16 protein-coding genes and 2 riboswitches are annotated in these 18592 nt (G+C 71.1%); of the genes, 3 read left to right on the top strand and 13 right to left on the bottom strand.

Annotation, left to right across the window (positions count from 1 at the left end; genetic code table 11):
* Positions 1–16 precede the first annotated feature (16 nt).
* A complete protein-coding gene (locus OG984_RS28350) occupies positions 17–1732 on the bottom strand; it encodes a ribonucleotide reductase N-terminal alpha domain-containing protein (protein WP_328529423.1) in 1716 nt (571 codons plus the stop codon).
* Positions 1732–2736, bottom strand: coding sequence for a ribonucleotide-diphosphate reductase subunit beta (locus OG984_RS28355; protein ID WP_196873267.1), 1005 nt, complete (start codon positions 2734–2736; stop codon positions 1732–1734). Before OG984_RS28355 ends, OG984_RS28350 begins: the two co-directional genes overlap by 1 nt.
* A 121-nt stretch (positions 2737–2857) precedes the next feature.
* Positions 2858–3075: riboswitch (cobalamin riboswitch) on the bottom strand.
* Between the two features lie 233 nt (positions 3076–3308).
* Between OG984_RS28355 and OG984_RS28360 the strand changes: the two genes are divergently transcribed.
* Positions 3309–3524 carry a CbtB domain-containing protein gene (locus tag OG984_RS28360; protein WP_008362319.1) on the top strand — a complete coding sequence of 72 codons (216 nt, stop codon included), beginning with the start codon at positions 3309–3311 and terminating at the stop codon, positions 3522–3524.
* Complete coding sequence (locus OG984_RS28365) at positions 3524–4300, top strand: CbtA family protein (protein ID WP_328529424.1); 777 nt, start codon at positions 3524–3526, stop codon at positions 4298–4300. Before OG984_RS28360 ends, OG984_RS28365 begins: the two co-directional genes overlap by 1 nt.
* A 1-nt stretch (position 4301) precedes the next feature.
* On the opposite strand, the gene OG984_RS28370 is transcribed toward OG984_RS28365, so the two are convergent.
* The 11 genes from OG984_RS28370 to pcaH form a co-directional block, all read right to left on the bottom strand.
* On the bottom strand, positions 4302–4973 hold the full coding sequence (locus tag OG984_RS28370) for a (2Fe-2S) ferredoxin domain-containing protein (RefSeq protein WP_328529425.1): 672 nt from the start codon (positions 4971–4973) through the stop codon (positions 4302–4304).
* A complete protein-coding gene (locus OG984_RS28375) occupies positions 4970–5695 on the bottom strand; it encodes a cobalt-precorrin-6A reductase (protein WP_328529426.1) in 726 nt (241 codons plus the stop codon). The genes OG984_RS28370 and OG984_RS28375 overlap by 4 nt, the downstream gene beginning before the upstream one ends.
* On the bottom strand, positions 5692–7191 hold the full coding sequence (locus OG984_RS28380; protein ID WP_328529427.1) for a cobyric acid synthase: 1500 nt from the start codon (positions 7189–7191) through the stop codon (positions 5692–5694). The genes OG984_RS28375 and OG984_RS28380 overlap by 4 nt, the downstream gene beginning before the upstream one ends.
* Positions 7188–7979, bottom strand: a complete 792-nt coding sequence (cobF, locus tag OG984_RS28385; protein ID WP_328529428.1) for a precorrin-6A synthase (deacetylating) — start codon at positions 7977–7979, stop codon at positions 7188–7190. Before cobF ends, OG984_RS28380 begins: the two co-directional genes overlap by 4 nt.
* Positions 7979–11584, bottom strand: coding sequence for a cobaltochelatase subunit CobN (locus OG984_RS28390; RefSeq protein ID WP_328529429.1), 3606 nt, complete (start codon positions 11582–11584; stop codon positions 7979–7981). Before OG984_RS28390 ends, cobF begins: the two co-directional genes overlap by 1 nt.
* Before the next feature lie 34 nt (positions 11585–11618).
* A riboswitch (cobalamin riboswitch) is annotated at positions 11619–11741 on the bottom strand.
* Complete coding sequence (locus tag OG984_RS28395) at positions 11741–12304, bottom strand: GNAT family N-acetyltransferase (RefSeq protein ID WP_328529430.1); 564 nt, start codon at positions 12302–12304, stop codon at positions 11741–11743. It overlaps the preceding riboswitch by 1 nt.
* Before the next feature lie 10 nt (positions 12305–12314).
* Complete coding sequence (locus OG984_RS28400) at positions 12315–13763, bottom strand: phytoene desaturase family protein (RefSeq protein ID WP_328529431.1); 1449 nt, start codon at positions 13761–13763, stop codon at positions 12315–12317.
* A 10-nt stretch (positions 13764–13773) separates the two neighbouring features.
* Positions 13774–14925, bottom strand: coding sequence for a bifunctional 3-oxoadipate enol-lactonase/4-carboxymuconolactone decarboxylase PcaDC (gene pcaDC / locus OG984_RS28405; protein ID WP_328529432.1), 1152 nt, complete (start codon positions 14923–14925; stop codon positions 13774–13776).
* 130 nt (positions 14926–15055) lie between these two features.
* Entirely contained in the window at positions 15056–16315 is a 1260-nt protein-coding gene (locus OG984_RS28410) for a lyase family protein (RefSeq protein WP_328529433.1), read from the bottom strand.
* 8 nt (positions 16316–16323) lie between these two features.
* Complete coding sequence (gene pcaG / locus OG984_RS28415) at positions 16324–16869, bottom strand: protocatechuate 3,4-dioxygenase subunit alpha (RefSeq protein ID WP_328529434.1); 546 nt, start codon at positions 16867–16869, stop codon at positions 16324–16326.
* Positions 16866–17657, bottom strand: a complete 792-nt coding sequence (gene pcaH, locus OG984_RS28420) for a protocatechuate 3,4-dioxygenase subunit beta (RefSeq protein WP_328529435.1) — start codon at positions 17655–17657, stop codon at positions 16866–16868. The genes pcaG and pcaH overlap by 4 nt, the downstream gene beginning before the upstream one ends.
* Positions 17658–17727: 70 nt before the next feature.
* Between pcaH and OG984_RS28425 the strand changes: the two genes are divergently transcribed.
* Entirely contained in the window at positions 17728–18471 is a 744-nt protein-coding gene (locus OG984_RS28425) for an IclR family transcriptional regulator (RefSeq protein WP_328529436.1), read from the top strand.
* Positions 18472–18592 lie beyond the last annotated feature (121 nt).

The raw sequence follows: 18592 nt of genomic DNA on the forward strand, positions 1-18592 counted from the left end.
GGGTTCTCGTTCATGGTCATGCTCCTGTGGTCGAAGTGGTCGAAGAGGACTGCTTGCTGGCCTGGATGCCGGCACGCGAGCGCAGGTAGTACAGGCTCTTGATGTTCGGGTCGAGCAGCGCGAGCTTGTGGATCTTGCTGATGTACTGCGGCGTCGCGTCGGCCTGGAAGAACAGGTTGAGCGACTGGGCCTGGTCGATGTAGACCTGCCGGTCGGAGGCCCGGGCGAGCAGGATCTCCTGGTCGATCTCGTAGCCGGTCCGGAAGACCTCCTTCTCGTGGTCATCGAGCCACGAGACGTGCTGCACGGAGCCGCCGTGGTCGATGATGTCGGAGATGTGCGCCTGGTCGTAGACGCCACGCTCCTTCATCACCTCGACGAGGTTCTGGTTGGCCCGCGGCATCTCGCCGGCCGAGGTGGTCTGGTTCCAGACGTTGGCGACGTACGGCTCGATGCCCTGGCTGGTGCCGCCGACGATCACCGCGGTGCTCATCGTCGGCGCGATCGCCATCAGGTGGGAGTTACGACGGCCGACGCACCACTCCGGGATGCCCGCGACCGAGCCCATCCACCGCGACGCGGCGTCGGCACGCGACGAGATCCGCTCGAAGATGTCCTTGTTCAGCGCTGCCGCCTTGTCCGACTCGAACGGCACCCGCTGCTTCTGCAGGTAGTCGTGGTAGCCCATCACGCCGAGGCCCAGGCTGCGGGCCTTCTCGGTGTAGCGCACCGCCCGCTCCAGACCGCGGATGGTGCGAGCCTTGCGCAGGAACGCCTCGGCGACCGCGTCGAGGAAGACGGTGGCGACGTACGCGGTGTCCTGGTCCTTCCACTCGTCGTAGGTCGACAGGTTCAGCGAGGAGAGCACACAGGTGTAGGAGTGGTCCTCGTCGCTGAAGAGGGTGATCTCCGAGCACAGGTTGGAGGCCTTGTTGGCCAGCCCGTTGGCCTGGTAGGACTCGGTCTGGGCGGCGTTGACGGTGTCGACCTTCCAGATGTAGCCCTTGCCGAGCACCACCCGGATCTTCAGCACCCGCTGGTAGCGCTCGAGCGCATCGCGATCCCCGGCCAGCATCCGGTCGATGAAGGCCTGGCTGAAGATCCAGCCGACGTTCTTGTTGGCCGGCTCGCGGAAGATCAGGTCGGCGAGCTCGTAGAAGTCCGGGTGGTCCACGGGCAGGTAGCCCGCCCAGGAGCCGCGGCGGGTGGCGCCCTGGCTGATCTGGTTGGTCATCTCCACGAAGTTGCAGAAGACCGGGACCACGCCGTTGGCCTTGCCGTTGTCGCTGAACTTCGCGCCGCGCGGCCGGACGTCACCGAGGTACGCCGAGGTGCCGAACCCGTTCTGGGACAGGATCGCGGCCTCCTTGAGGGTCTCGTAGAAGCCCCAGACCGAGTCCTCGACGTAGGAGCCCTCGCACGAGACCGGCAGGCCGCGGTCGGTGCCGAGGTTGGACAGCACCGGCGTCGAGGGGGAGAGCCAGCCGTTCCAGATCGCCTCGAAGAACGGCTCCGTCCAGGAGACGCCGTCCTCGCGGGCGTACATCTCGTCGGCCAGCTCGCCGGCGGTGGCCGCGATGGTCTCGTAGCGCTCGCGGACGCTCTGGTCCGCGACGGTGTACTTGGCCTTGAACATCGCGTAGCCCGCGGTGGTCATGAAGGCCGGCACGGTGCCCTCGTCCTGCAGTGCCTTGCGCTCGGCGGAGAGCGCCTCCCAGCTGGTGCTGCCCATCAGAACTCAAACTCCGTCTCGCCGATGTTGCGGTTGTATTCGTTGCCGGTGACCTGGAAGAAGTCGTGGAACTGGGTGCCGTTGATGCCGGCGTAGAACCACTCGGCGACCGGGTTGGTCTCGACCCCGAACAGCGGCTCCATCCGCATGTTCTCCAGGGTCATGTCGATGCGGGAGCGCACGAAGGCCTCCAGATCGGCCTGCTCGATGCCGGTGATCGGCCCGTGGGCGAAGAGCATCTCCACGATCCGGGCCTCGTGGGCGTAGAGGTGCTCGGCGACGCCGCGGACGCGGGCGAAGAGGTCGTCGCGCTCGGCCTCGAACTTGTCGGCCGGGACGGTCGCGGCGTACTCGTCCAGCGTCGTGTTGAACAGCCAGGCACCGCCGGTGGCGTGCAGGTTCTCGTCGCGGGCGGAGAAGTTGATGCCGCTGATCACGTTCTGCAGCAGGTTCTTCCCGCCGGACTGGAAGTGCTTGAGGAAGGCGAAGTTGGAGTAGAGGACGCAGTTCTCCATCAGTGTGAAGACGCTCAGCGCGTAGAGCAGGTCCTCGTCGGCGATGGCGTCCCACACGAAGGCGATCCGCTCGGCCAGCACCGGGTCGTTCTTGTAGGAGTCGTAGAACTCCTCGGTGTCGATCATCAGGGTCTTGTTGAGCTTCGCGTAGAACGGCGCGTGCATGTTCAGCTCGGCGAACGAGAAGGCGTTGGTCATCATCTGGATCTCGGGCCGCGGGAACGCGTGGAAGAGCCGGTCGCCCCACACCTCGCCGCCGAGGATCAGCTCGTAGATGGTGAACAGCTTCAGCGTCGTCTTGACCGCGGCCTGCTCGGCGTCGGTCATGTTGACCAGGAAGTCCTGCTTGTCGTTCTCGACCGGGATCTCCTCGGCGGTCCAGAAGATGCTCCGCTGCTTCTTGGCCAGGTCCTCGGCCATCGGATAGTCGAAGACGTACGCCGACTTCTCGGTGCGGATCGGTAGACCCTCGGTGTCGATCAAGCCCATGCCCCCCTTGTTCACGCAGGCCCCGCGGCCCGCTGGATGTCTCGTGCATCCGTGCCGGGGCAGGAGAGGACGGCGTCGTACGCGCTCGATCCCCTGACCTTCCCTCGAGGTCGCGGACCCCACCATGAGGTGGGCACTGGCAGGTCTTCGGACTCGTGGGCGTGATCGTGCTCGGTCCTAGTGGCCGTCGCTTCCCAGGAGCCGGCTTGCTCCCAGTGCTTCGTGACGGCGGTCGTTCCCACTCACCGCTGCGGGGCAGTCCCGGACTCACACCGGGTTCCCTCTTGCCTCTTCCGCCTCGTCACCGAGGTGGAAGAACCAGCTGCGGGCACCACTATATGCGGGAATTACACCAATGCAACTTCCTAGATCTTGTGTTTCGTCGACTCCATGGAACGCTGTGGGTGCGGCCGGAGCCCCGACGTGGCATGATGCCGCCAACGGACATGAGGAAGCCGGTGGAACTCCGGCACAGTCGCGCTACTGTGACACCGCCTCGCGGCGGTGGAGTCAGACCCGAGTGTCCGTCCAACCCCAACGAACAGGGACGCAGGTATCCCTGAGGAGGACATATGTCGCAGCACGCTGTGGCGCCGGTCGCCGGCGCAGATCTGCCCACCATCCCGCTCCGTGAGCTCGCCCCCTGGGCGCTCTTCTTCGGTCTGCTCGGGCTCCTGGCGCTCTTCTTCATCAGCGCCGACCAGGGCGCCGTCTCGATCCCGTCGGGCACCCTGATCCACGAGTGGGTCCACGACGGTCGTCACCTGCTCGGCTACCCCTGCCACTGATGAGCCCGCGTGCCTTTCTCGTACGCGGCCTGCTAGCCGGCCTCCTCGCCGGGGTCGCCACCTTCCTGGTGGCGTACGCCGTCGGTGAGCCGCAGGTCGGTGCTGCCATCGCACTGGAGGAGGCCGGCGCCGACGGACACTCGCACTCGCATGCCACCGAAGGTGCTGAGGGTGAGGAGGAGGCCGCCGAGGTCTCCCGCACCAACCAGAGCACGTGGGGGCTGCTGACCGGCACCCTCGCGGTCGGCGTCGCGCTCGGCGGCATCGTCGGGCTCGTCGCCGCGGCCACGCTGGGTCGTCTGGGACGGCTCACCCCGGGCCAGTCGACGGCGCTCGTCACCCTGATCGGGTTCGTCGCGGTCGCCCTGGTGCCGTTCCTCAAGTACCCGGCGACCCCGCCGGCGGTCGGCAGCGGCGACACCATCGGCGTACGCACCGCGGTCTACTTCGCCTTCCAGGCCCTCTCGGTCGTGGCGGCGGTGGTCGTGACGTACGCCGCGGTGCGGCTGCGCGGCCGGTTCGGCACCTACCTCTCCGTCGTCGGCGCGATCGCGGCCTACCTGGCCGTGATGGTTGTCGCCGGAGAGCTGTTCACGACGGTCAACGAGGTCGGGGACTTCCCGGCCGACACGCTGTGGTTCTTCCGCAGGGCCTCGCTGATCACGCTCGCCACGATGTGGGGCGTGCTCGGAGTGGCGCTGACCGGGCTGGTCATTCGTCTGTACGCGGCAGAGCGCGCTGTCGCGGAGCGTAAGGCCCTCGCCGCCAGCCTGTGAGCTAGCGGGGGAGGCGGTAGGCCTCCACAGGACGGCCGCCGTCCAGGTGATCACGCACGATCACCCGGGCGGCGGCCGCTTCCACGTTGCCGTACCAGACGTCGTCGGGCTGCACGCTGAGCACCGGCGCCTGGTTGCACGGGAACTGGCAGCCGGTGTGGGTGATCAGCAGGTCGTCGTCGCCGAGACCGGCCTCCATCGCGCCCAGGATGACCGCCCTGGCGGTCTCCTCCGAGCCCTTCGCGGTGCAGCGCGGGCCGCGGCAGATCAGCACCTGACGTACGTGGCCGGGGACCCGCTCCCACGCGGGCGAGGTGAGCCCGGGCTCGGTGCCGGTGATCGGCCTGGTCTCGGCCAGCACCTCGGCGAGCTCGTCACGCGTGGTCGCCAGCATGGTCGCCACCCGGATCTCCGGGCGTCGTCCGCTGCGTTCGCGCCACCAGTGGGCCGCGATCCGGCGCAGCCAGGAGTGGCCCGGGGCGAGCGGACCGAGGCTGACCCCGGCCAGGGTGATGGTCTCCACGCCGGCGTCGGCGAGCCGGGTCAGCTCGGCGGAGAGCGAAGGCCCGCCCATCTGCAGGAAGGCCACGCTCGCGTCGAGCTCGCCGGCCCAGTCGAGCAGGTCCTGGCGCCGGTCGACGTCGGTCACCGACATCCCGACGACCACCCTCATCCGAGGCTCCGGACCCAGGCGACCGCGTCGGCGACGTCATCGACGATGCGGACGCCGTCGGCGCCAGCCGGGCGGCGCACGACCACCACCGGCACGCCGAGCTCGGCCGCCGCGGCCATCTTCGGCCAGGTGAAGGTGCCGCCGGAGTCCTTGGTGACGAGCACGTCGGTCCGGTGCTCGCTCATCAGCGCGAGCTCGCCCTCGATCTCGTAGGGGCCACGGCTGGTCAGCAGTGTCCAGGGTTCGGGCAGGTCGAGGTCGGGGCGGTCGACCACGCGGGCGAGAGCCGCGTGGCCGGCCAGCGCCGGGACGAACCGGGCGAGCTCCTGGCGCCCGACCGTGATGAACGGACGCTGCCCGAGATCGGCGGCGACCGCTGCGGCTTGGTCGTGGGTGTCGACGTAGGCCCAGGACGGGTCCGCCGGCCAGCCCGGCCGCTCCAGGCGGAGCAGCGGATGGCCGGTCTGCGCGCAGGCCGCCGCCGCGTTGGCCGAGATGCCACGCGCGAACGGATGCGTCGCATCGACGACGGCGTCGAAGTGGTCGAGAGCCCCCCTCAAGCCCTCGACCCCTCCGAACCCGCCGATCCGCACCGCGCCCACCGGCAGCCGGGGCCGAGCCACCCGGCCTGCCAGCGACGAGGTGACGTCCACGCCCTCCTCGAGCAGGCGCGCCGCCAGGTCCCGGGCCTCCCCGGTCCCGCCGAGGATCAGCAGTCTCATCGGATCCCCTCACCGGCGCTCGCGGCGCGACCGGCGGTCGCGAGGTCGAGCAGCGCGTCGACGTCGAGGTGCTCCTCGACGAGGTCGCCGATCAGGTCCAGGCGGCGCTCACGGGCGGCAGGGAAGGAGACCGAGGACGGCTCGCGGCCCAGCGTGGCCCCGAGGAACGCGCCGCGGAGAGCGTCGCCCTCCAAGGAGCCGTGCCACATCGTCCCGAAGACGTTGCCGGCCTGCGCGCCACCGAGGAACTCGGTGACCCCGTCGCCGCGGGTGATCCGGCCGTGGTGGATCTCGTAGCCGCTCGCCTCGACCCCGAGCGCCGACCCGGTGGGCAGGCGGAGGTTCTTGGCGGGGGCGAAGTCGGTGCGCACATCGAGGAGCCCCAGCCCCTCGACCTCGGCGACCGACCCCTCGACCCCGTCAGGGTCGGCGATCACACCGCCGAGCATCTGGAAGCCGCCGCAGATCCCGAGGAGCGGGCGGCCGCGGCGTACGTGCTCGATCAGGGCCACGTCGAGACCGCGCGAGCGCAGCCAGGCCAGATCGCTGATCGTGGACCGGGTGCCGGGCAGCACGACCAGGTCGGCGTCGGCGACGTCGGCAGGGGAGGAGGCGAAGACGACGTCGAGGTCCGGCTCCAGGCCGAGCGCGTCGACGTCGGTGAAGTTCGAGATGCGGGGGAGGCGTACGACTGCGACCTTGCGGGTGGCACCGGCTTCCGCGCGCCGCCCCTCCAGGTCGAGCGCGTCCTCGGAGTCGAGCCACAGCGACGGCTCCCAGGGCAGCACCCCGAAGACCCGGCGCTCGGTGAGCGACTCCAGCGAGTCGAGCCCGGGCTTCAGCAGCCCGGCGTCGCCGCGGAACTTGTTGATGACAAAACCGCTGATCAGGGCCTGGTCCTCGGGCTCGAGGAGGGCCAGGGTGCCGTACATCGCCGCGAAGACCCCACCCCGGTCGATGTCGCCCACGACCACGGTCGGCAGCCCGGCATGCCGGGCCAACCCCATGTTGACGTAGTCGCCGGCCCGCAGGTTGATCTCCGCCGGGCTGCCGGCACCCTCGGCGACGATCACGTCGAAACGAGAGGCGAGATCGTCGTACGCAGCATGGGCCGCGGTCGCCAGATGCCGGCGCCCCGCCTCCCAGTCGTGTGAGGACACCTCACCGGCGGGATGCCCCATCAGCACCACGTGGCTGCGGCGGTCCGAGCCGGGCTTGAGCAGCACCGGGTTCATCGCCGGTTCCGGGGTGACCCGTGCCGCCAGCGCCTGGACCCACTGCGCCCGGCCGATCTCGGCGGTCGTCCCGCCGGTTCCGGTGGTCGAGCCTTCACCGGTGGTCGAGCTTGTCGAGACCACCATCGAGTTGTTGGACATGTTCTGCGCCTTGTAGGGCGCCACCTTCACACCGCGGCGGGCGAACGCCCGGCACAGCCCGGTCGTCACGACCGACTTGCCGGCGTCCGAGGTGGTCCCGGCGACCAGCAGCCCGCTCATCGGGTCGTCCGCGGAGCCCGCAGGAGGTAGATGTCCATCACCCAGCCGGACGTGTCCCGCAGCCGGGCGCGCGCCTCCTCGATCGCCGGAAGGACCTCGCCGACGGTGCCGGCGACGAGTTCCTCCTCGCGCGTGCCGAGGTTGCCGCCCCACCAGATCCGCCAGTCCTCGAGCCCAGGAAGCTCGACGACGCGGTTGAGCATCACCACGAGGTTGTCGTGCCCGGCCTCGACGGCCTCGAGCACCGCGCGGCCGGTGGTGACGTAGAGCGGTCGCCCGACGTCGTGGAGCACCAGCCGGTGACGGGCGGCGAGCAGCTGCACCGAGGAGATCCCGGGGATGACGTCGACCTCGACGTCGAGCTGTTCGGCGATCTGGTCGACGACGCGGATCGTGGAGTCGTAGAAGGCCGGGTCGCCCCAGACCAGGAAGCCGACGTCACCGGGGTGCTCGGCGAGCACGGCGAGGTAGCGCTCGACCCGGGCGCGGTGCCAGTCGGCGACCGCCGTCCGGTACTCCGCGTCGGTCCCGGTGAACTCCTCGCGTCGCTCGCGGGGTGCGTCGGCGACCTTCACCACCCGCGCGGGCGCGGACAGATGCCGGTCGAGCAGTTCCTCGCGGGCCCGCACCAGCGGGTCGGGCATGCCCTTCTTGACCGTGCCCGACTTGTCGGTGACCAGGAAGTAGTCGACCGACCGCATCGCGGCCACGGCCTCGAGCGTGACCTGGTCGGGGTCGCCGGGACCGACGCCGATGATCTTGATCCGACGCTTGCCAGAAGAAGTCATCACTCCTCCTCCAGGTCACCTTCGATGTCGAGGTAGATCTCCTGCATCTGCGCGACGAGCTCGGGGTCGGGTTCCTCCCACAGCCCCCGCTCGGCCGCCTCGTGCAGCCGCTCGACGATGCCGCGCAGCGCCCACGGGTTCGAGGATCGCATGAACTCCTGGTTGGTCTCGTCCAGAACGTACTCGCGGGCGAGCTTCTCGTACATCCAGTCCTGCACCACGCCGGCGGTCGCGTCGAAGCCGAAGAGGTAGTCGACGGTCGCGGCCAGCTCGAAGGCGCCCTTGTAGCCGTGGCGCTGCATCGCCGAGATCCAGCGCGGGTTGACCACGCGGGCCCGGAAGACGCGGTTGGTCTCCTCCTGCAACGTGCGGGTCTTCACGGCGTCGGGGGAGGTGGAGTCGCCGACGTACGCCTTCGGATCCGACCCGGTCAGCGCGCGGACGGTGGCGACCATGCCGCCGTGGTACTGGAAGTAGTCGTCGGAGTCGGCGATGTCGTGCTCGGCGGAGTCGACGTTCTTGGCGGCGACCTTGATCCGGCGGTAGTTGGCGCGCATGTCGTCCGCCGCCGGGGCGCCGTCGAGGTCGCGGCCGTAGGCGAAGCCGCCCCAGGCTGCGTACACGTCGGCGAGGTCCTGGTCGGAGCGCCAGTTGCCGGCCTCGATCACCTGCAGGATCCCGGCGCCGTACGACCCGGGCTTGGAGCCGAAGATCCGGGACGTCGCGCGGCGCTGGTCACCGTGTGCCTCCAGGTCCTCCAGCGTGTGCGCGCGGACGAAGTTCTTCTCGGCGGGCTCGTCCAGGTCGGCGACCATCCGGACCGCGTCGTCGAGCATCGAGACGACGTGCGGGAAGGCGTCGCGGAAGAACCCGGAGATGCGTACGGTCACGTCGATGCGCGGCCTGCCCAGCTCCTCCAGCGAGATGACGTCGAGGTGGGTGATGCGGCGCGAGGCCTCGTCCCACGCAGGTGCCACGCCGAGCAGCGCGAGCACCTCGGCGACGTCGTCGCCCGACGTACGCATCGCGCTCGTGCCCCACACGGAGAGCCCGACCGAGGTCGGGTAGTCGCCGGTCTCGTCGAGGTAGCGCTGCAGCAGCGAGTCGGCCATCGCCTGCCCGGTCTGCCACGCCAGTCGGGAGGGCACCGCGCGCGGGTCGACGGTGTAGAAGTTGCGCCCCGTCGGAAGTACGTTGACGAGCCCCCGCAGCGGCGAGCCCGACGGCCCCGCGGGGACGAAGCCACCGTCCAGCGCGTGCAGCACGGCTCCCAGCTCGTCGGTGGTCCTCGCCAGCCGGGGCACGACCTCGGTCGCGGCGAAGGCGAGAACCTGCTGAACCGCCGGGTCGTCGTGGAGCGTCTCGGCGGCGGCCGGGTCCCAGCCGGCCGCGTCCATCCGCTCCACCAGGTCGCGCGCCTGGGTCTCGATCTCGTCGACGGCCCGGGTGTCGGCGCCCTCCTTGAGGCCGAGCGCCGCCCGCAGACCGGGCACGGCGCCGCCGACGCCGCCCCACACCTGCGCGGCGCGCAGGATCGAGAGGACCAGGTTGATCCGTGCCTCACCCTCGGGGGCGCCGCCGAGCACGTGCAGGCCGTCGCGGATCTGGGCGTCCTTGATCTCGCAGAGCCAGCCGTCGATGTGGAGCATGAAGTCGTCGAAGTCGTCGTCCTCGGGACGCTCCTCCATGCCGAGGTCGCGGTGGAGCTCGGCGGCCTTCATCAGCTGCCAGATCTCGCCGCGGATGGCGGGCAGCTTGGCGGGGTCCATGGAGGAGATCCGGTCGTACTCCTCCATCAGCGACTCCAGCCGCGCGATGTCGCCGTAGGACTCCGCGCGGGCCATCGGCGGCACCAGGTGGTCGACGATCGTGGCGTGCGCGCGACGCTTGGCCTGGGCGCCCTCGCCGGGGTCGTTGACCAGGAACGGGTAGATCAGCGGCATGTTGCCGATGGCCGCATCCGGGCCGCATGACGCCGACAGCGCTGCGTTCTTGCCCGGCAGCCACTCCATCGAGCCGTGCTTGCCGAGGTGGACGACGGCGTCGGCACCGAAGCCGTGCTCGAGCCAGCGGTAGGCGCCCAGGTAGTGGTGCGAGGGCGGCAGGTCGGGGTCGTGGTAGATCGCGACCGGGTTCTCGCCGAACCCGCGCGGCGGCTGGATCAGGATGACGATGTTGCCGGCCTGAAGCGTGGCCAGCACCAGCTCGTTGTTGTCGTTGACGAAGAGCTCGCCCGGCGTCGGCCCCCAGGTCTCGACCATCTGCTCGCGCAGCTCAGCGGGGAGATCCGCGGTCCACTCGTCGTAGTCGGCCTTGGAGATCCGGACGTGGGCGTCGGTGAGCTGGGCGTTGGTCAGCCACTCCTCGTCCTGGCCGCCGGCGGCGATCAGCGCGTGGATCAGCGCGTCACCGGCTGCGGTGTCGCCCTCCTCCGCGGCGACGGAGTCGAGGATGCGTACGACCTCGTTGTCGGTCCCCAGGTCGTAGCCCTCCTCGCGGAGCCGGCGCAGCATCCGGATCGCGGAGACCGGGGTGTCCAGGCCGACCGCGTTGCCGATGCGGGCGTGCTTGGTGGGGTAGGCGGAGAGGACGAGCGCGAGACGCTTCTCGGGGTTGGGTGTGTGGCGGAGCCGGGCGTGGTTGACCGCGATCCGGGCCACCCGCGCGGCCCGCTCGGGGTCGGCGACGTAGTGGGGGAGACCCTGCTCGTCGAGCTCCTTGAACGAGAACGGGGCGGTGATGATCCGGCCGTCGAACTCGGGGATCGCGATCTGGTTGGCCGAGTCGAGCGGCGTCACGCCGTCGTCGGAGGCCTCCCACTCCGCGCGCGAGCTGGTCAGGCAGAGGCCTTGGAGCACCGGGATGTCCAGCGCCGCCATCCGCTCCACGTCCCAGGCCTCGTCCTCGCCACCGGCGGAGGCGGACGCGGGCACGGACCCGCCCGCCGCGAGCACGGTCACGATGAGCGCGTCGAGGGTGCCGAGCGCCTCGTAGAGGTCGTCGGGCGCCGAGCGCAGCGACCCCGCGAAGACGGGTACGCCGGTGGCGGCCCCGGTCGCGTCGATGGCGTCGGCCAGCGCGTGCGCGAACGCGGTGTTGCCGCTGGTCTCGTGGGCGCGGTAGTAGAGGATGCCGATCCGGGGGAGGGTGTCGTTGGCGGGCGCAGGGCGCTCCGCGAACCCCCAGGCCGGCACCTCCGCCGGCGGCTCGAACCCGAACCCGGTCAGCAGGACCGTGTCGGAGAGGAACGCGTGCAGCTGAGCGAGGTTGGCCGGCCCACCCTCGGCGAGGTAGCGGTGGGCCTCCGCGGCTACGCCCATCGGCACCGTGGAGTGCTCCATCAGCTCGGCGCTCGGCTGCTGCTCGCCGCCGAGGACCACCACCGGGGTGCCGCGCTCCTTGACGGCGCTCAGGCCGTCCCACAGGTCGGTGGGGGAGCCGAGCAGCCGGAAGACCACCAGGTCGGCCTCGGCGACCACGGCCTCGAGGTCCGTCGCCCGCGACGGGTTCGCCCAGGCGTAGTCGGCTCCGCTGGCACGGGCCGAGAGCAGGTCGGTGTCCGAGGTGGACAGAAGGGCGATGCGTACGCGTGCAGGGTCGGCCATGCCGGGGTCCTCCTAGGGGTTCTCGCCCCGTCGATCGGTCGGATAGCCCGTGGCCAGTGTCTGGCTGTGTCCGTGCCCAGAAGCTGTACGGACGTCACAGTGGCGGAACCGCCCCGGACTCTCACCGGGTTCCTGCGCCACGAGCGTGCTCGCAGCCTACCCCGCCTGACGCGCCAGCCAGGCCTCGCGGGTGATCTCGTACTCGACCTCGCCGTCGGCATGTCCGAGGAGCGGCTCCTCCCAGTCCTGCTGGAAGCCACGCACGAAGCTCATCCCGACCGAGACCATCGTCGCGCGGGAAGCCTCGTTGACGGCCATCGTCTGCGCGATCACCCGGTCGATGCCGAGGTCCTCGAACCCGTGCCGGAGCAGCTCGAGCGAGCCCTCCTTCGCGTAGCCCTGCCGCCAGTTCCGCTGGGGGAGCCGGTAGCCGAGCTCGGCCGCATCGGTGCGCGGCGGGTTGTCGGGCAGCTCGAACATGTAGAGCCCGACGGCCTCACCCGCCGCCGAATACCCGACCCACTTGCCCAGCGCATCCGTCTCCCGCGCCGAGCGGAGCCACTTGTGCATCCGCTCCTCGGTCTCCGCCGGCGTCAGCGCACGGGTGAACAGGAAGCGCAGCACCTCCGGATCCGAGTTGAGGTCGACCAGGAAGGGCAGGTGCTCCTCGCTCAGCGGGACCAGTTCGAGGCGCTCGGTGCGCAGGCGGGCTTGCGGCATGGGCGAGACGTTAGCCAGGACGTACGCCGCTGGCACCTGGTTTCTCGGCCGCGCCGAGGTGGTGCAGCGCCCGGCGGGCGGCGTGGTAGCCGCACATGCCGTGGACGCCGGCCCCCGGCGGGGTGGCCGCGGAGCAGAGGAACATCCCCGAGATGCCGGTGTCATAGGCCGCGAGGGTGGGGCGGACGACGAGCTGACGCAGGGTGTTGGCGCCGGTGGAGATGTCGCCACCGACGTAGTTGAGGTTGTACGTCGCGTAGTCGGCCGGCGTGGTCACGTGCGTGGCCACGACCTGCTCGCCGAAGCCCGGGGCGAAGCGCTCGATCTGGGCCAGCACCGCGGCGGTGGCGTCGCCCTCGTAGGCGTGCGGGACCTGGGCGTAGGCCCAGACCGGGTTGAGGTCTGCTGCCGAGCGGGACGGGTCGGCGACGTACTGCTGGCCGAGCAGCACGAACGGGCGCTCCGGCATCCGGCCGGCCGCGATCTCCCGCTCGCTCGCCGTCACCTCCTCGATCGTGCCGCCCAGGTGGACGGTCCCGGCGCGGCCGATCTCCGGGTCACGCCAGGGGATCGGGCCACGGACGGCGAGATCGACCTTGTACGCCGAGGGCCCGTGCTGCCATCGCCGCATCGCCCGGCGCTGCCGTCGGGGAAGGGCCTCGCCGACGATGTCGGCGAAGCCTCCCGGGCTGGTGTCGAACAGGGTGGCGTCGGCGTCGGGCAGGTCGGCGAGGCTGCGGACGGTGGTGCCGGTGACGATGTTGCCGCCCAGATCCTCCAGCAGCCCCGCCATCGCGAGGGTGATCGCCTGCGAGCCGCCTTCGGCGACCGGCCATCCGTGCCGGTGGCCACTGACGATGAGCATGGTGCCCACGGCGGCCGTGCCGGGGCTGCCCAGGGGACGGAACGCATGTCCGGCGCACCCGGCGAAGAGCGCCTTCGCCCGCTCCTCGTGGAACGCCCGGGCGAGCACGGTCGCCGGCGGAGCGGCCCGCAGGCCGAAGCCTGCCATCCGGAACGGGTGCCGCGGCGGGCGCAGGATCGGGCCGAGGATGTGGTCGGTGATGGCGTCGAAGCCGCGTACGACCGGGCCGAACACCTGCTGCCAACGCTGCTCGTCAGCACCCAGCCCCGCGGCGGTCTCCTCGACGGAGCGATGCAGCAGCGCGGCCTCGCCCCCGTCGAGCGGATGGGCGAGCTCGACCTCGGGGTAGCGCCAGCGCAGCCCGTATCTGTCCAGCTCCAGCTCGCGCAGGAGCGGTGAGGCCACCCCGAGCGGGTGGATCGCCGAGCAGATGTCGTGCCGCAGCCCGGGGACGGTCAGCTCGGCGGTGCGGGTGCCCCCACCGACGGTCTCCGCGGCCTCGAGGACGGTGACCCTCACGCCGTGCTGCGCGAGCACGATCGCGGCCGCGAGGCCGTTGGGTCCGGCGCCGACGACGGTCGCGGTGATGGTCATGCCCGCCAAGCTATTCGTTCAGCACCCGGTTGGCGACGGCAAACGCGGTGTTGGCGGCGGGTACGCCGACGTAGATCGAGGTCTGCAGGAGCACCTCGACGATCTCCTCGCGGGTCAGCCCGTTGGTGAGCGCGGCGCGGAGGTGGAACTCGAGCTCCTCGAAGTGGCGCCCCGCGACCAGGGCGGTGAGGACGCCGATCGAGCGGTCCCGGCGGGCGAGCCCGGGGCGGGTCCAGATCGTGCCCCAGGCATAGCGGGTGATCAGGTCCTGGTAGTCGCGGTTGACGTCGGTGATCGCGGCGGTGGCCCGGTCGACGTGGGCATCGCCGAGCACCTGGCGGCGTACGTTCATCCCGGCCGCATAGGCCGGGTCGGCCGCGGTCACGTGGGCGGTGATCAGGCTGGAGACGGCGTGCGGCGCCTCGGCGGGGGCGAGGTGGCCGACGGCGTCGAGGGTGACGAGCCGCCCGTTGCGCACACCGACGGCGATCTCCTCCAGCGAGGCGGGTGGGGTCGGGGCGTCGTCGACACCCCCGATCGCCAGGACCGGCGCGGCGATCTCGGCGAGCCGCCCGCGTACGTCGTACGCCGCCAGCGCCTCGCACACCAGCGCGTAGCTCTCCGCGTCGGCGTCGCGCAGCGAGTGGAGCAGGGCACCGCCCCGCGCGGGCTCGCGCTCGAGGAAGCCGGGGGAGAACCAGCGCTGGGTGGAGCCGGCGATCTGGGAGGCGGTGCCGGCGCCGCGTACGGTCGTGGCACGGTCGTTCCAGCCGTCGGGCTCGCCGATCTTGGCCCCGGTGTTGGTGAGCACCGCGGCGCTCACCCGGGTTGGTGCGTCGAGCAGCAGCTGGAGGCCGACCGCGCCGCCGACCGAGTCGCCGGCATAGGCGAACGCGCCGTGGCGCTCACCGCGGTCGGTGAGGACCCGGTCGACGCAGGCGAGCACGCCCGCGGCGAGATCGGCCATCGAGAACGCGTCGGTGGTCGGCGCGCCGTGGCCGTGGCCCGGGAGCTCCCAGCCGATGACGTGGAAGCTGTCCGCGAGCAGCTCGGCCGTGGCGGCCCAGAGCGCGGTGACCGAGGTGCCCAGGGACGGGCCGACGACCAGGACCGGCTTGCTCGGGTCTCCGGCCAGCTCGACAGGGGTGATCCTCGGCGTCATGACAGGTCCTTCCAGATTCCGGCGGGGGTGGGTGCGGGATACCCGGTCGACCGGGTACCCCTGGGGTTGACGGGCACTGAAACACCCGTCAACCCCACGAACTGCCCGTCCAGTACGTCCGGTATGCCCATCAGGCGAGATGCTTCCATGTCTCGATGGCGCGGGCGATCGCGGAGTCGATGAGCGCCCCGGTTGCGCCGAGGTAGTCGTCCAGCCCTGCGGCGGCCTCGGAACCGGCCAGGATCTCGCCACCCACGAACCCGGTCAGCGACCGCTGCTCGGCCAGCAGGTCCGCACCCGCGGCCTCGGCGGTGGCGCGCATCCGGGCCGCGTCGACGCGGAGCCCGGCGAGCAGCTCGGTGGTCTGCGAGCCGGCGACGACGCTGCGGCGGGCCAGGGTCTGCAGGGTCTCCCACTCGACGTGCCAGGCGCCGTCGGGGCGTTCGTCGACGTAGCTCGCCGCGGCGGTGTGGAGCGTCGCGGCCAGCGGGGGAGCGGCGAGGGCGTGGCGGCGGATGAGGACCGAGAGCACCGGGTTGGACTTGTGCGGCATCGTCGAGGAGCCGCCGCGCCCCTCGCCCGCCGGCTCGGCGAGCTCGCCGATCTCGGGGCGCGTGAGCAGCGTGATGTCCGTGGCGATCCGGCCCCAGGCGTCGGCCGCGGTCACCAGCGCGTCGCCGGCTGCGGTCAGCGGGGTGCGGGTGGTGTGCCAGGGCCTTCGGGGGGTGAGGCCGAGGGCGGTCGCCGTGGTCTCGGCCGCCGTGCGCGCCGCGCCGACCGGGTCGGCGAGGCCACGGAGCCGGGCCAGTCCCACGACCGCGGCCAGGGTGCCGGCCGCGCCGCCGATCTGGGCGGGTAGCGACGTCCGCGCGCGCCGGAGCGCCTCGGCGGCATCGGTCAGCCCGGAGAGCCAGGTCGCGGCCTTGAGGCCGAAGGTGACCGGCACCGCGTGCTGGGTCAGCGTGCGGCCCGACATCACCGTGGCCCGGTGCCCCCGCGCGAGACCCACCAGGGAGGCGGCCTGGGCGGCGAGCTCGTCCTCGACCCGGTCGAGCACATCGCGCAGGCAGAGCACGAGCGCGGTGTCGACCACGTCCTGGCTGGTCAGGCCCTTGTGGAGCCACCGGGCGGCCTCGCCCTCGAGCCGGCCGCGTAGGAGCTTCACCAGGCCGATGACCGGGTTGCCCCCAGCCTCGGCACCCTCAGCCAGCCCCGGGACGTCGGCCTCGGAGACCAGGACGGCCAGTGGCGTACGCGCTTCCTCGGGGGCTATCCCCGAGGAAGCGGTCGCGGCCAGCCAGGCCTCCTCGACCCGCACCATCGCGGCGAGATAGGCCGCCTCGGAGAAGAGGTCCCCGGCGCGCTCCTCGCCTGGCCACAGCAGCGACATTCGACTCCTCAGCCGTAGTTGAGAAAGGTGGTCTCGCGGTCGCCCTGCAGGTGGATGTCGAATCGCAACCCGGTTGCGTCCGCAGTGGCCACCAGCGTCGCACGCTCGTCCTCGGACAGCGACACCAGCAGGGGGTCGCCGGCGTTGGCGGGGTGCTCGGGCAGGTAGACCCGGGTCTGCAGCTTGTCGAGCAGACCACGGGCGAAGACGGTGAGCGCGAAGAACGGTGCCCTGCCCTCCGCGGCGGCACCCGGAAGCACCGTCGAGAAGGTGTAGTGGCCGTTCAGGTCCGTGTCGGCGCGGCCCCAGCCGGTGAAGGTCCAGCCGTCGCGGTGCAGCGACCCCTCGGCCTGCGGGACGTTGCCCTCGGCGTCGGTCTGCCAGATCTCGAGGAGCGCGTCGGGGATCGGGTTGCCGGCGCCGTCGTAGACCCAGCCGTGCAGCCGGATCGAGCCCGGGCTGCTCGGCGGGACCAGGTCGGCGTCGCCCTCGTAGGGGAGGGCGTAGCCGAAGAACGGGCCGATCGTCTGGCCGGGCGTGGGGATGGTGCTCACAGGTCGCCCTCCTCGGGCTCGGTCCAGGTGCGGCTCGGGCCGGTCAGGACGATGTCCCAGCTGTAGCCCATCGAGTACTCGGGGGTGGAGAGGTCGTGGTCGTACCTCGCCACGAGCGCGTCCCGGTCCTTCTGCGAGGTGATCGACTGGTAGATCGGGTCGAGCGCGAAGAGCGGGTCGCTGGGGAAGTACATCTGCGTGATCAGCCGCTGCGTGAAGGCGCGGCCGAAGAGCGAGAAGTGGATGTGCGCCGGACGCCAGGCGTTGATGTGGTTGCCCCACGGGTATGGGCCGGGCTTGATCGTCTGGAACCGGTAGCGCCCCTCGGAGTCGGTGATGCAGCGGCCGACGCCGGTGAAGTTGGGGTCGAGCGGCGCCGGGTGCTGCTCGTGCTTGTGGATGTAGCGGCCGGCGGAGTTGGCCTGCCAGATCTCGACCAGCTGGTTCCGTACGGGGCGGCCCTCGCCGTCCAGGACGCGGCCGCTGACCGTGATCCGCTCGCCGATCGGCTCGTTGCTTCCGGCGATGGTCAGATCGGCCTCGAGCGGGTCCACGTCGGTGTGCCCGAAGCACGGGGCCCACAGCTCGATGGTCTCGGGGTCGGCGTGGCGCGGGTCCTTGGTGGGGTGGCGCAGGATGCTGGACCGGTAGGGCGGGTAGTCCAGCAGCGGCTGACGGCTGGGCTCACCTTCTCGGGCGCGGCCCTCGGAGTCCGCCTCGATCTTGGCGATCTCGGCCGAGAGGTCCGCCTGGGTCTCGACGGGTGGTTTCTTGGTGGGCGCTGTCACCTTCCGAACGCTAGGTGCGAGAGGCGTACGATGAAAGCGTGAACTTCCGCTGAGCGAAAGAAGGCATCGAATGGCAGGTGGCAGCGGAGGCCGCACGGTCGCCTCGCGCGTCCTCGGCCTCATCGGCGCCTTCGACGCGTCCCACCGCCGGCTCACGCTGAGCGAGCTCGCGGCCCGCGCGGAGGTCTCGCTCCCGACCGCCCACCGCCTCGTCGCCGAGCTGGTCGAGTGGGGTGCCCTGGTGCGGGACGAGGACGGGACCTACGCGGTCGGCCGGCGGCTGTGGGACGCCGGCCTGCTCGCCCCCGTCGCCACCGACCTGCGCTCGGTCGCGGCGCCGTTCCTCCACGACCTCTACGGGGCGACGCTGGAGACGGTCCACCTGGCCGTGCGCGAGGACGACCACGTCCTCTATCTCGAGACGCTGCGCGGCACCCGTAACGTACCCATCGTCTCCTCCGTCGGCTCGCGCCTGCCGATGTACTCCACCGGCGTCGGCAAGGTGCTCCTGGCCCACGCGCCCGAGGACGTACGCAACCGGGTGCTGTCCGCCCCGCTCAAGCCGTTCACCCGGCACACCATCACCACGCCCGGCCTGCTGCGCCGCCAGCTCGACCGGGTGCTCACCGAGGGCTATGCCACCACCGCCGAGGAGATGACTCTCGGTGCCTGCTCGGTCGCGGTCCCGATCACCACCTCGTCCGGAGTCGTCGGCTCCCTCGGCATCGTCGTCTCCGACCTCCGCCGCAACCGCCTCCGCCTCGTCTCCGCCCTCAAGGTCGCCGCCCAGGGCGTCTCCCGCGCCCTCCCGTAGCCGCCTCGCCGAATCTGCACTTGTGGCGGGCCGAGACTGCAGTTTTGGGCGACGAAAGTAGACACTCGTCGCCCACAACTCACTTCTCGGCCGCCATAACCACCTTCTCGGCGGGTGGGGT

The sequence above is a fragment of the Nocardioides sp. NBC_00368 genome (genome assembly GCF_036090055.1).
In the GTDB taxonomy this organism is placed as follows: Bacteria; Actinomycetota; Actinomycetes; order Propionibacteriales; family Nocardioidaceae; genus Nocardioides.